At 52.5% G+C, this 12607-nt stretch carries 12 protein-coding genes and 1 riboswitch; of the genes, 2 read left to right on the top strand and 10 right to left on the bottom strand.

The genetic code is table 11. From position 1 onward, the window contains the following. Positions 1-8 precede the first annotated feature (8 nt). The 3 genes from BMW43_RS15240 to BMW43_RS15230 form a co-directional block, all read right to left on the bottom strand. On the bottom strand, positions 9-1196 hold the full coding sequence (locus BMW43_RS15240; protein WP_091749445.1) for a M24 family metallopeptidase: 1188 nt from the start codon (positions 1194-1196) through the stop codon (positions 9-11). A gap of 251 nt (positions 1197-1447) precedes the next feature. Next, the gene (locus tag BMW43_RS15235) at positions 1448-2398 is read right to left on the bottom strand and encodes a TraB/TrbI/VirB10 family type IV secretion system protein (protein ID WP_091749442.1); all 951 of its coding nucleotides are present in this window, start codon (positions 2396-2398) and stop codon (positions 1448-1450) included. Between the two features lie 135 nt (positions 2399-2533). Next, the gene (locus BMW43_RS15230) at positions 2534-3181 is read right to left on the bottom strand and encodes a hypothetical protein (RefSeq protein WP_091749439.1); all 648 of its coding nucleotides are present in this window, start codon (positions 3179-3181) and stop codon (positions 2534-2536) included. A gap of 229 nt (positions 3182-3410) precedes the next feature. On the opposite strand from BMW43_RS15230, the gene BMW43_RS15225 reads away from it, so the two are divergent. Beyond that, positions 3411-5417 carry a tetratricopeptide repeat protein gene (locus BMW43_RS15225; RefSeq protein ID WP_091749436.1) on the top strand — a complete coding sequence of 669 codons (2007 nt, stop codon included), beginning with the start codon at positions 3411-3413 and terminating at the stop codon, positions 5415-5417. 63 nt (positions 5418-5480) lie between these two features. Here BMW43_RS15225 and BMW43_RS15220 read toward each other — a convergent pair whose 3' ends face one another. Next, positions 5481-6647: a type III PLP-dependent enzyme gene (locus BMW43_RS15220; protein ID WP_091749433.1), complete on the bottom strand. Its 1167-nt coding sequence runs from the start codon at positions 6645-6647 to the stop codon at positions 5481-5483. A gap of 349 nt (positions 6648-6996) precedes the next feature. Here BMW43_RS15220 and BMW43_RS15215 point away from each other — a divergent pair, with 349 nt between their 5' ends. After that, positions 6997-7347, top strand: a complete 351-nt coding sequence (locus tag BMW43_RS15215) for a DUF4870 domain-containing protein (protein WP_091749430.1) — start codon at positions 6997-6999, stop codon at positions 7345-7347. 136 nt (positions 7348-7483) lie between these two features. On the opposite strand, the gene thiE is transcribed toward BMW43_RS15215, so the two are convergent. The 6 genes from thiE to BMW43_RS15185 all read right to left on the bottom strand — a co-directional run bounded on the left by thiE (position 7484) and on the right by BMW43_RS15185 (position 12602). Further along, positions 7484-8110, bottom strand: coding sequence for a thiamine phosphate synthase (gene thiE / locus BMW43_RS15210; RefSeq protein ID WP_091749428.1), 627 nt, complete (start codon positions 8108-8110; stop codon positions 7484-7486). Continuing rightward, positions 8107-8907 carry a bifunctional hydroxymethylpyrimidine kinase/phosphomethylpyrimidine kinase gene (gene thiD / locus BMW43_RS15205; RefSeq protein ID WP_091749425.1) on the bottom strand — a complete coding sequence of 267 codons (801 nt, stop codon included), beginning with the start codon at positions 8905-8907 and terminating at the stop codon, positions 8107-8109. Before thiD ends, thiE begins: the two co-directional genes overlap by 4 nt. A gap of 104 nt (positions 8908-9011) precedes the next feature. Beyond that, the gene (locus BMW43_RS15200; RefSeq protein WP_143050636.1) at positions 9012-9680 is read right to left on the bottom strand and encodes a hypothetical protein; all 669 of its coding nucleotides are present in this window, start codon (positions 9678-9680) and stop codon (positions 9012-9014) included. A gap of 298 nt (positions 9681-9978) precedes the next feature. Continuing rightward, on the bottom strand, positions 9979-10194 hold the full coding sequence (locus tag BMW43_RS15195) for a hypothetical protein (protein WP_091749419.1): 216 nt from the start codon (positions 10192-10194) through the stop codon (positions 9979-9981). A gap of 73 nt (positions 10195-10267) precedes the next feature. Further along, positions 10268-10352: riboswitch (cyclic di-GMP riboswitch) on the bottom strand. A gap of 586 nt (positions 10353-10938) precedes the next feature. Beyond that, on the bottom strand, positions 10939-11607 hold the full coding sequence (locus BMW43_RS15190) for a hypothetical protein (RefSeq protein WP_091749416.1): 669 nt from the start codon (positions 11605-11607) through the stop codon (positions 10939-10941). A 38-nt stretch (positions 11608-11645) separates the two neighbouring features. Beyond that, on the bottom strand, positions 11646-12602 hold the full coding sequence (locus tag BMW43_RS15185) for a ferredoxin-like domain-containing protein (RefSeq protein ID WP_091749413.1): 957 nt from the start codon (positions 12600-12602) through the stop codon (positions 11646-11648). Between the last annotated feature and the right edge of the window lie 5 nt (positions 12603-12607).

Genomic DNA, 12607 nt, shown 5'->3' with positions numbered 1-12607 from the left:
AGCTCCTATTAGGGCAAATAAGTAATCACTTCCGGTGTAACACTCAGATACTCCGGTCCTGTATCCGTCATGACAAAGCTGTTCTCGGTGCCGATAGCCCCTTCGGGGAAGACGAATTTAGGCTCCAGGGCGAACGTCATGCCCGGCTGCAGCGGTGTCTTCATCCCTTTGGCAAAAATCGGCCATTCATCCAGTTCCAGACCGATACCATGGCCCAGGAACTTAACCTGGTGATCTTTATAGCCCATGAAATGATCCTTGTAGCCCAGTTCCTCGGCCAGCTTAAGCGCTAAAAGATACGGTTCTTCCGCCAGAGTCCCCGGCTTCATGCTGGCCAGCACTGCTTTTTGAATGGTAAGCGCCGCCTCAAAAGCTTTGACCAGTTGCGGACTCAGTTCACCGATACAGAACACCCGCGACTGATCGCCCGTATAGCCCTCGATAAGCGAGGTATAGTCAATATACACCACTTCATTGCGGCTGATCTTTTTCCAGCCGGCTCCCTGGGGATGGGAAGGGCACGCCCCCGAACCGCCCACCGGCCCGTCAAAGAAGCTGGGATCAAAGCCACTGCTGCCGCTGCAGACATTGCCGTAAAAGAACTCCTGGTTAAACGATCTCATTTTGCAGCAGCCCGCATAGCCCCGTTGCCGCAGTTCGGCTTCAAATAAAGCCGCCGCTTCCAGCTCGGTCATACCTTCCTTTAAAAAAGCCGGCACAGCTTGAAATGCCTTGTCCACCACCTGCAGAGCCTGCCGGAGAAGGCCGATCTCATGGGGCGACTTAATGGCGCGGATTTCCTTAATGAGCGGCGAAACATCGCTAAGCTCCGCCTGGGGAAACAGCTTTCTGTAGGTCTGGTAAAGGTTAAAGGGCAGTACATCCAGCTCCATGCCGATGCGCTTACTATCCCGATAGCCGAAGGAAGCAAGAATATCCGGCATTTCCTTCGGACTTCTGATGGGCACAATGTTCTTCAACGGTGATTCCGTCCGTCCCCGGCTGACACTGCGTCTGACCATGAGTACCGGCTCGCCGCCGGCCGGGATATATAAAAACGAATTTTGCACCGTACCGGTAAAGTAATACAGATCGGCGTTTAACAGGAGCAATGCGCCATCCATCTCCTGAGCGGCCAGCTTCGCCTGAAACTTCCTAACTCTTCCTTCTATTTCTGCCACTGGCGTATAGTTCATTTGTCATCATCCTCTCTCGCTGTATAGATAATTACCAAATCTTTGTTTTTTTATTGCCTTTTACAAGTATTGTATCATCTGGCCGGCTGCTGAGCAAACGGGGTAGCTTCGCAGGCCGCGCAAAAAAAGCCTTACTATCCTATCAGCAGGATAGTAAGGCTTTACGCTAATGAGCCAGTGATTACTTGGCGCTATGCGGCCTGGCGGATCTTTTCCGCCAGACCGGCAGGCTCATTGAATCAGCGGTTCCCCTAAAATTTTTTGCCCGGTTGTTTTACCAAAATGACCGATTCCTGATCAGCCTTGGGCGAATCGGTGATGGTGTACTGTACGGTATTATCGGCTCTCACGTAAAGCTGCACCATATAGCTTTTTCCCTTCTCCTTGTCTTTGGCCTTAAAGGAAAAATACTGATTGCTCTTGGCGGTCTCATAGGCCTGTTCAAAGGTCAGCAAGCCTGGACCGCTGGACGAAATTTTTCCCTTGATTGTCTTTTTCCCGATTTCATCAATGGTAACATGAATCGTCCCTTTACTTCCCTCATAGAACCAGGCATCACCGGCCGCTACGGCAATATCGGTCACCGGAGCCGTTTGGACAAACACAGCCTTACCAGGCTGAGCGGCCGCCCCCTCTTTGCTGCTAGTAGGTAATTGCTCAGGTTTCATCTGCAAGTCCACATTAACCGGCACAAACACCGTTAACTTGGTACCTGCGGCAATTTTCTGATTGCTGCCCGGAAATAAGCTGGATATCGCGGCCCCAGCAATGGAATTGTTATAATTTATTTCCACCGAATGATCGCCGCCTATTTTAGAAACATCCATCGTTAAAGGAACTTCTATCCCGCTGGCGGTGTTTACATTCGTTGCATCCAACTGAATGGAGCCGCCCTTGCCAAACAGGCCGGCCTTCTTGGCGGTTTTAACATAGCCTTCGCCGGTGGTTCCCTTGGCAATGACGATGACGTTACCTACGGCAACATCCTCCAGCACCTTAAAGTTAATTTTATCACCGGCCTTATTCTTGCCGGAACTGACCTCCGTCAACAGTTCGCAGGGTATCATCGTTCCCCGGGGAACATAGGCATGACCAGGCAACACTTCCGTAACACCGGCATTGGCCGGCTCCTGACTTGGATTGGCACTCACCAGTGAAACCGTCAGCATAATAAACAAAACGAACATAAAAATCTTTTTCATCGACAACTTCTCCTTTTCTGACTAAGGCTGCTTGTAAATTAACGGAATCATGGCGAGAGATTTGCGCCAGCACCGTCAGGGGACATTTCGGTTATTTTACAAACAAACCGAAAGATGATCTTGCTATAAAAAGGGCTAATTAACAAGCTCCGGTTTTATGGGTTCCGCCGCTTCCGGTGCCGGCGGCTCCGTTTGCTCCCGCAACTGTTCCGGCGTGACCTGCAGATCTACAGCATAGGGTAACTCCAAAATCAATTTGGTGCCGGCACCGATTTGCACCTCCGAACCGCTCGTGATGCCGCTCATGACACCAACAGTTAAGGCCGGGGTGGCGCTGGATGCATCATCATACCAATCCAAATCCGCCGTGTGCCCGCCGTCAGCACTGCGCTGCCGCAGGGTTACCGGGACTTGAATGCCGTTAACGGTCTTAAGGCCGACGCCTTCCAATTCAATCATACCTCCCCGGCCAAACAAGCCTGCCCGCTTTACAGTTTTTACGATGCCCTCGCCGGTCGTCCCTTGCGCGATAATCACGGTATCGGCAATAATCACGTTCTGCAAAAGCTTAAATGAAAACTTATCTCCCGGCTTACTGGTTTTCGAGTCCAACGTGCCCAACAACCGGGCCTGCAGCTTGATACCCTTGGGCAGATAGGCATGGCCCTCCGCAACCTGCCCCAATCCCGGCACTCCCGCCGGACCGGCCGGTTCTGCCAGCACGGGGCTCACAGCCAATAACAAAAATAAAAAACCACTTATAAGTGCAACAATCCTTCGCAATCTGCTCCTCCTTTTCCGGTTTGATATCACACAATGTACCGGTTTAACCGCACTTTTGCCTACTTTGACAAATGTGCACCAAAACTGCTTGTAATATATTCTTTGTATTCCATTAAATCCCTCTATTTCCTGTTTCTTTTATGTCACCTGCCTATTTTACAGTCCCTCATTTCCAAATAAAATTCCAAGGTTATCTCTATATGATAGATGCTAAACAGGTCGTATATCTATGTCTGCAGAAAGAAGGAACACCATGCTGCCTGAAACCTACCTGAAAGAGGGAATCACTCTGGCCCTGGCCGGTAAGCAGCAAGAAGCCCGGCAGGCTTTTCAAGATCTGATCCATCTATACCCTGACCGGCCGGAAGGCCACTATAATCTGGGCCTGCTGGCTCAGCGGGAAAAACGGCTGGATGAGGCCGAAGTTCATCTGCGCCGTGCGCTTGCCCTCAAACCCGATTATGCCGAAGCTCTCTATACGCTGGGAGTGCTGCTAAAAGACAGTCACCGTCCGGAGGGAGCGGCCGATGCCCTATCCCGCGCCGCTAAACTAAACCCAGACTCACCTTATACGTATTTTCAGCTCGGCCTGGTACTTCATACCCTCAAGCACCCGGACGGCGCTAAAACCTGCTTTACCATGGCCCTGGACCGGAAACCCGACTTTGCCGAAGCCTACAACAACCTGGCCTTGGTCGTGGCTGCAGCCGGCGAATTGCACCGGGCGCAGTTTTATCTGGACCAGGCGCTTGCCGTGTGCCCCAATTATACGGAGGCCTACAATAATCGCGGCATCATTCTTTCACAGGCCCAATTGCCGGAAGAGGCCGTCAGGGCTTTTCAGCAGGCACTCCAGCTGGAACCGGGCAATCCTGTCACCCACAATAATCTAGGGCTGACCTACCAGAAACTGCGACGGCTGCCGGAGGCCCTAAGCTGTTTTCAAGCGGCGCTGGGGTTGCAGCCCCATTATGTCGAGGCTCACAACAACCTGGGGCTCATCCTGCATGAGCTGAACCGTCCGGTTGAGGCGGTCACCCACTTGAACCAGGCCCTTGCGTTAAAACCGGACTTTGTCCTGGCCGCAACCAATTTAGTTTCCGTTTTAAACAAACTAAACCGCCACAACGAAGCGGAAGCCTGCCTTCGCCGGGCCCTTACCTATCATCCCGGTAAGCCGGGCCTTTTGCGCCGGCTGGCTCTCATCCTCCGTAAACAGGAACGCTACGCAGAAGCTGAAGACTACTACCAACAGGCGATTCAAAACGGGGCACCGGCAAAAACGGCGGAAGCGGTTTTCGGTCTCGGCACCCTTTACCTGCTCCAGGGCCGCTACCTGCCCGGCTGGGATTATTACGAAAAGCGCCTCATTGCCTTTACCTATTCACAGCCCCCTCTGCCCTCCTGGCAGGGAGAGGATATTAGCGATCGCCGCCTGCTTTTATTCTTCGAGCAGGGCTTTGGCGACACCCTGCATTTTATCCGCTATGCCACACTGTTCACCGGTTTGGCAGCCACTGTCGGGGTGGTGGTTCAAACGCCCCTGCAGCGGCTGCTTGCTCACTCCCTGGACTGTCCGGTATATGCGGAGGGGCAGGTTCCGCTGGAGGAGTACGATATTGCCTGCTCGCTCCACAGCCTGCCCTATCGGTTCGGCACGGAAGAAGCAAGCATTCCCTCCGTCATCCCCTATCTCAAACCGCCGGCCACATTAGTAACCAAATGGCGCAAGCGCCTTGCCGCCCTGAAACCAGACCATCCCAGAATCGGCATTGTCTGGGCCGGCAATCCCCGGCATGACAACGACCATAACCGTTCCATCCCGTTTTCTGTCTTCCGGACTTTACCGGAGCGGCATCCCCAGGTTCACTGGATCAGCCTGCAGGTGGGCAAACGGGCGGCGGATCTGACCGACAGTGGTTTGGCTATTCTTAACGTCTCGGCAGAACTAAATGATTTCACCGAAACGGCCGGCTTAATCAGCCAGCTTGATCTGGTGATCACCGTTGATTCCGCCGTAGCCCACCTGGCCGGTGCCTTGGGCAAACCAGTCTGGATTTTATTGCCCCTCGATCCCGACTGGCGTTGGCAGTTAGCACGGCAGGACAGTCCCTGGTATCCCTCGGCCCGCCTCTTCCGGCAGTGCCGGACCGGCGACTGGCAGGCAGTGCTGGAGCAGGTTATGACGGCTTTACCCGACGAAACTGCAGCTTCCGTCACCAGAAAAAAACCATAAAAAGACGCGACGGCTTCTCCCTCAGGAGAGACCGTCGCGTCTTTATTGTAAGCCGGCTGCCGGTTAGACGGCCGCCGCCAGTTGTTCGGAAGCATCAAACAAGTGCTGCACTTCTTCCCAGACAATGATCGGCGTCTTGGCAAAACCGTTGAATACGGTAGCCGAAGCCGAAGTATAGGAACCACAGTTGGGCACCAGGATAAGATCGTCCAGTTCCAGCCGCTGCGTCAGCTTGTCCCGGAACATGATATCCAGGGAATCACAGCTCGGACCGGCAAAGGTGGCCGGAATGAGTTCACCCTTTTTAAAGGTTTCCAGTTCAAACTCCCAGTGATCGAAAATCACAGCCGAAAAAGTTCCATACAGGCCGTCATCCAGGAAATACCATTGCTGATGGTTACGTTCCTGGGTGCCAATGACCCGGGTGATAAGATTCATTGCTGTGCCGCAGATAAAACGGCCCGGTTCAGCCCAAATTTCGGTGTGGGGGAAATATTTTTGGACCCCCGTGTTGATTTCGGTAAGAATGCCGGGAATATCAATTGTTTCGTTAAGGGCCGGGATGGGGAACCCGCCGCCGATGTCCAGGACCCGCAGGTTAAAGCCCTCGGCTGCCGCCTGATCAAATAAGCGGCGGCAAATTCTAAGCGCATCGTAATACGCTTCGGAGCTGACCGACTGGCTGCCAACATGGAAGCATAGCCCGGCCACATCCAGTCCCTGCTCCCGGGCCAGCCGCAACAAACGCAGGGCATCATCGGGATGGGCACCAAACTTTTTATTCAAATCGACCAACGCCTTGGGGTTGTCCACCCGTATCCGGAGCAGTACCGCACCGCCGGGCACAGCCTTGGCCATCTTGCCAATTTCACTTTCACTGTCAAAGGTAAATTTATTTATACCGGTACATCTGGCCGTAGCCAGCCCGCCTGCCGTCTTAACAGGATTCGCATAAACCATGCGATGCGGTTCAATACCCATGGCGGTCAGCGCCTGCATCTCGCCATCTGAAGCCACATCGAAGCAGGATCCTAGCTCTGCCAGTGTCCGGACAATAGTCTCATTAGGATTTGATTTAACTGCATAATACAGATGTACTCCCGGCAGATATTCTGCCAGCATATTGTAATTTCGCTTAATCTGCTCTGACGACAGAATTAAGAGCGGCGTCCCATAACTCTCCGCCAGCCTTTCCACTGCCGTCTGGGACAATTTGAATGTTTTTTCCATTATCCTCTCCTACCTTTCGTATTGTACGACGCGCTAAAACGCAACGATATGATTTTATCATAATCAGGTGAAAGTGCAATAATAAATTAAGTAAAAATAAAAATAATTATTTATGCAGCATACTCACTAAATATGCAGGTCTTGTCGCCGCGCCGCCGCTGGGTTCTCACGGCATTGCCGTTTTTTGTACAGACCACTATACAACCGGCGGCTAATTTGCCATACTATATAGTAAACAGCTCCGCCCGGGGTATGTTTTCAAACGATCCGAAACGTTCCCTGACGGCACTTTTTGTGCCATACTTCGTTAATTCTTGGGGAATAGGAACTAATTAGGAGGTGTTTTCCGATGAACGATATTACCGGCGAACAAAAACTGCTGGCTGTATTATCCCATCTGGCCTACCTGCTTGGCGGCCTGGGTTTTATCGTCGCTCCCCTGGTGATCTTTCTGCTTAAACGGGAGGACCGCTTTGTTTACGAGCATGCCAAACAAGCCCTGGTGGCTCATCTGGTTATTTTGGTATTTTCGGCAATTACCGGCTTATTATGCACTTTGCTGATTGGTTTTCTACTGGTGCCCGTCCTGGCCATCTTCTGGCTGTTACTGCTTGTCACCTCGATCATCGCCGCCGTCCGGGCGGTTGACGGACAGTTGTATGAATATCCCTTAATCCAGCGCTTTGTCAACAAACTGTAGCCATAAAGGAGGCTGTCGCAAAAATGCTTTTATTTACAACAGCCTGCATGTAGGAAAAATAGCTTGTCGTTCTTTTGACATTGCCCCAACAGAACTAAAAAGGCTGTTACGCTTTAGCGCAACAGCCTTTTTGTTATTATGCCGTTATGATCAACTGGCGCAGGTGCTGCGCTGCCGCCCGGACATCGTCCTGGGCCAATATGGCTGAAACAACTGAGACGCCGGCAATGCCGGTACCCATGACTTCCGTCACATTGGCCGTTCCAATCCCGCCGATCGCCACAACCGGAATGGTTACATTTTGCCGGATGGCGGTCAGTTCTGACAGACTCACCGCCCGGGCATCCGTTTTGGTGCCTGTCGGGTACATGGCCCCAATCCCCAGATAATCGGCACCACCTGCTTCGGCCAGTTGCGCCTCGGCCAGTGTAGTCGCCGACACACCAATCAGCTTGTCCCGGCCCAGCAGCCTTCTGGCCACAGGCAGCGGCAGGTCCTGCTGACCAATGTGCAGTCCGTCGGCATCAACGGCCAGGGCAATATCCAGCCGGTCATTAATAATGAGCGGCACGTCGTAACGGCCGCAGATTTCCTTGACCTTAAGCGCAATCTGGTAAAATTCGGCCGACGAGGCTTCCTTTTCCCTAAGCTGCAGCAGCGTTACCCCACCGGCCAGGGCTTCTTCCAAACTCCGATAAAAGTCCTTCCCGCCGACCAGCCGGCGGTCAGTCACCAGATACAAAGAATAGTCAATGGCGTTCATTCCAGCCCCGCCTTCCGGTATAACTCGTAAAAATGATGGGTCGGCCCTACCCCTTTGCCAATAGCCAGCGAATGTTCAATGGCTATAGTAATATACGCCTTGGCCCGTTTCACCGCTTCGGTCACCGTGCAGCCCTTGCCCAGATTGGCGGCAATCGCTGAAGATAATGTACAACCGGTGCCGTGGGTATTCTTGGTGGCAATCCGTTTGGCCGCCAAATATTCGAAGTGACTGCCGTCGTACAGGATATCGGTGGCGTCATCCGGCAGATGACCGCCCTTCACCAGGACGCAGGCCGCCCCCAGCCGGTGTATCCGCCGGGCGGCTTCCTCCATATCCGTCAGATTATGAATAGTCATCCCGGCAATCACTTCCGCCTCGGGAATGTTGGGTGTAACCAGTGCCGCCAGGGGCAGCAGTTCCTGCACCAGGGCTGCTTCGGCTTCCGGCTGCAGCAAATGATAGCCGCTTTTGGATACCATGACCGGGTCGACCACCACGTTGACCGCCTGGTACTGACGCAGCTTGGCGGCAATGGTATGGATGGTGACAGGCCGGGAAACCATGCCTATTTTAACGGCATCCACCTCAATATCTTCGAAAATCGCTTCAATCTGCTTGGCGATGATTTCCGGCTCAATGTCCTGCACCGCCAGTACGCCCTGCGTATTTTGCGCTGTTACGGCAGTGATGACACTCATGCCGAACACGCCCTGCGCGGAAAAGGCTTTTAAGTCGGCCTGGATGCCGGCGCCGCCGCTGCTATCCGAGCCGGCAATGGTTAATACTTTTTTCATACCAGGTTGTCCTCCCGTCTTAGGGTGTGTTTGTAAACGATCCGAAACGACCCCTGACAGCGCTTTTTGTGCCATAAATCATTCCGTTCATTTAAAAGCACATCCTATAACCAAACATTTTTAATCATTGTTTTTATCTGCTCCGGCAACGCAAGGTTAGTGCTGATATCGGAAAAGCCGTCCTGCGGCGTAAGCGAATACACGGTAAGATAATCCACCGGCCGGTAACCGAACAGTTCCAAATTGCCAAGCCGGGAATTGTATAGCGCCTGACGAAAATCAATGGTGACAGTATTCCCATGAATATTGACATCTAACCCGTAAGAGGGATCCAGGTGTCCCACAACCTTGCTCACCATCGCCAGACTGACCCGGGAAAAAATCCATGACACGAAAGGCTTGTCCGGCAGCTTTTTATCGGTTACCTTCAGTGTTAGCAACGACTGATCCTGATTATGTACTAATTGCTCCACCGTGCAGACCAGCACGACCCGCCCTTCCTTGGCCGTCTTCGCTTCAATTCTAAGCTGGTGGTTTTTTAGCGAGGTAACCTTCATTTCCGTAACCGGTCCGCCGGGCTCCAGCATTGAGGCCAGCGCCTGATTGATCACATCATCCGGTACGTGGACCTGTCCGCTGACCAGGTCGGAAAAAGTTTGTGCATCCCATACTTCCTTTATTGTAGCAACTGTCTGCGTCATGTCCGGCACCGCGCTGGCCGCCGACGGCAGCGAGAAACCGCTGCTGAACGCATCCTGTATTATCGCAGGCATATCCAAGCTATCCATCTCCTTTGATTTTCCCGGGGAACCGCTGATTCAGCCCCCACCACAGCCGGACCGGAAAAGTCCGGCACAAACAGACAGGCTAAGTATCCGTTTGCTTCAGGTATGTTTTCAAACTAACAGCATGGCCCATGTTAATGGACCACTAGTAATAGTTCCCTGTTTGCTGCCGTTTTCCTGCTACACTAAGACTCAGCCTGCCCACTGGCAAAGCTGCCCTGGCCACTGATTTCTGCAGCAGTTCATGAGAATCGCCTGAACCGTCCCCTTGTCCAAATCCGGGCGATCATGCCCGCAGGATAGAGCCCATACCATCCCGCAGGACTCTTGCCCAATGGCTTACCAGCCCGGTCTCCTCTTCCTCCGGCCAGTTTCCCTGTCCCGCCACAACTAAGCCGCAGCGCTTGCAACGGGTGAACGATCTCTTCTCCTGGGCCCCCGCCGGCGTTATGTCAACCTCTTCATACTGCTTGCTGCCACAAGAACATTTTCCTACAGCCAATGTTTCCATCTCCTTATCATATGGGGAACAAGCTTCCCTCGCGGCTGGTAAAAAAACAAAAAAAGCCGGTGCGTTATGCAACCTGGCTATCATAGATTTACATCCTTAGACCCATGGCTTTGCGTCCCTTCCTTTAAAAAGGTTTGCTAAAGAATGCTTATAAGGTTATCTATATGATCACTTCATAACTGCTTACTTCGGACACCGCCTGAACAATCACCAGAAAAAGTAAGCAATCCGACTCCTACTGCCGGTGATTCGACAAAAAGATTTCTCTTTTGCCAATTATCTACGCTTTCTATGTTTTATTATACTCGTTTTATCCGTATCTTGGAAGGAATCATCGGAATTATTTTGTGCACGCCCAACAGACTGCATAATAATCATAAAAAAACAGCCTGGTGGCTGTTTTCCTGTTTCAGCGATTCTTTTTTAGTCCCTTGTAACCCTGATTCTGCACTATTCTTGCGGTAGATTTTCCACAATACTGCGTTGTCGTCAGTCAGCATACTCCCCTAGTGTAGTGGCCCATTCACATTTCGCTAAATTACTTGTCTACATTTCCATCTGTGTCGTTGTCGTCAATCGGCGTAGGAACCGCGCTATGCCTCACTCCTCCGCCTTGCAGATGAAAATGTATCCTGCGTCCTTTAGTTGAAATATGAACGTGTCACTCCCCTAGTCTTGGAAAAATTCCGTGCCAGCCAATTTAGTCTCAGGGGTTACAAGACACCAGGTCGCCCATCAAACCCGTTTAATCTCGTAGCGGTTAACGGCGCCGCCCTGAGCGGTATCGGCAGTCTGGCTGTATTCCATGGCTGGGTTCATGGCCCGGACAAAGTTTTGGGTCCATTCCTGATATAACTTTTTCATGGGTTTTGCGCTGATGCCGACCCGTTTCCAGTTAGGCTCCTGCAGACAGGTGCCGCTCTCCCAGATAACCTGATCAGCGCTGCTCGCAACCATGACATCGGCCTGATCGCAGGGCATGCCGTTCAGCAGGTAATCATTCAGCGCCTGATAGATGCCGTCGGCCCGGTCGGTTTCATATTTATTTTGTTCGGCGGCATGACGGCCGCAGCTCTCGCCATGTTCGGCAAAAGCCCGGAGAATCACCGTCTCGGCGTCACCGCCGCAAACCTCAAGCAACTCCTTGATTAAGGCGGCTTCTCTCGATTCGGCCAGATTGATCTGCCGCTGTAGCCAGCCATGAATATTGCCGTGCTCAATCAAATCACCCAGATCGGCATCAGGCAGCGGCTGCCCGTAAGTCTGCCACACCTGGTCCCGCAGTTCTTCTGCCGTATCACCGCAGCTTTCCTGGGCTTTGGCAAAGACCAGTTCCTCCCGGTTGATAACCAAGCGGATCTTATTGTATAGCCAATAGTGAATATGTCCTAAAAATGCACTCATCTGTATTCCTCCTGCTGTAATAAATGTAGTAAAAAAGACTATATGACCTTGTTCAGTGCCGCCAGAATTTCATCCACCTTGATCCCATGGATTTCCGCCGCCTTCTGGACCGCTTCCCCCGTCGAGGACGGACAGCCCAGGCAGCCCATGCCAAATGAGCGGAAGACAGGCACCGTTTGCGGATACACCCGGATAATATCGCTGATCACGCTGTCGGCGGTGATCTTGTCACCCAGTACCAGCGTCCCTTCGGTCAGGCCGCCCGCCACAGGAATGATTTTTTCTCCGGCAGCCGACTGGCTGACCAGCGGTTCGGTGGTTTCGCTGACGCCCTTGTAGAATTCGGCCAGCACATCGGCCTTGAATTTTTTTAAGCCAATCCGGTCAATAAATTGTCCAACCCGTTCAATATCGGCATTCTTTTGATAATACCGCACAATAATGTCCACTATGTGCAGCGCTTCCTCCGCCGTCAGGTCCTCAATCAGCAAATCGGCCAGACGGGGATGCGAGCCGGCGCTACCGCCCACATATACATTCCAGCCCGCATCGGTCGCCAGCAGTCCGACATCCTTTACATACACTTCGGCACAGGAGTTGGGACAGCCGGCCACTCCCATTTTCATGCGGGAGGGCATTTCCTTCTTGTGATACCGTTTATCCAGTTCGAGCCCCAGCTTGATGCTGTCCTGCTTGCCTCGCTTGCAAAAGGCGATGCCCGGACATATTTTCACACTGCGCACGCAATTGGCAAAGCCGATCGCCGGCTGCATTTCCAGATCGGCCCAAACCTGCTCCACGTCCTCGGCCTTTAAGCCGGTGAGCATAATGCGCTGCGCCGAGGTCAGTTTTAAGGTAGCACCATATTTTTCCGCCACATCGGCATATTTGCGTAAGGCGTCGGCTTTCACAAAGCCGCCCGGAATATGCGGCGTGACAGCGTAGGTTTTCTTTCCGTTCCATATCTTCTGTAGGTTGGCACCTGTTGGTAGCATAGTAT

The organism is Propionispora vibrioides (assembly GCF_900110485.1).
GTDB classification, from domain to species: Bacteria; Bacillota; Negativicutes; order Propionisporales; family Propionisporaceae; genus Propionispora; species Propionispora vibrioides.
The sequence above is the reverse complement of the archived record's forward strand: the minus strand, read 5'-3'. Positions and strand labels throughout refer to the sequence as shown.

What these genes read in the sequence shown, in the direction of transcription:
- BMW43_RS15240 (WP_091749445.1), bottom strand. Translation starts at nt 1,196, where the DNA reads ATGAACTATACGCCAGTGGCAGAAATAGAAGGAAGAGTTAGGAAGTTT.
- BMW43_RS15235 (WP_091749442.1), bottom strand. Translation starts at nt 2,398, where the DNA reads ATGAAAAAGATTTTTATGTTCGTTTTGTTTATTATGCTGACGGTTTCA.
- BMW43_RS15225 (WP_091749436.1), top strand. Translation starts at nt 3,411, where the DNA reads ATGTCTGCAGAAAGAAGGAACACCATGCTGCCTGAAACCTACCTGAAA.
- BMW43_RS15220 (WP_091749433.1), bottom strand. Translation starts at nt 6,647, where the DNA reads ATGGAAAAAACATTCAAATTGTCCCAGACGGCAGTGGAAAGGCTGGCG.
- BMW43_RS15215 (WP_091749430.1), top strand. Translation starts at nt 6,997, where the DNA reads ATGAACGATATTACCGGCGAACAAAAACTGCTGGCTGTATTATCCCAT.
- thiE (WP_091749428.1), bottom strand. Translation starts at nt 8,110, where the DNA reads ATGAACGCCATTGACTATTCTTTGTATCTGGTGACTGACCGCCGGCTG.
- thiD (WP_091749425.1), bottom strand. Translation starts at nt 8,907, where the DNA reads ATGAAAAAAGTATTAACCATTGCCGGCTCGGATAGCAGCGGCGGCGCC.
- BMW43_RS15200 (WP_143050636.1), bottom strand. Translation starts at nt 9,680, where the DNA reads ATGCCTGCGATAATACAGGATGCGTTCAGCAGCGGTTTCTCGCTGCCG.
- BMW43_RS15190 (WP_091749416.1), bottom strand. Translation starts at nt 11,607, where the DNA reads ATGAGTGCATTTTTAGGACATATTCACTATTGGCTATACAATAAGATC.
- BMW43_RS15185 (WP_091749413.1), bottom strand. Translation starts at nt 12,602, where the DNA reads ATGCTACCAACAGGTGCCAACCTACAGAAGATATGGAACGGAAAGAAA.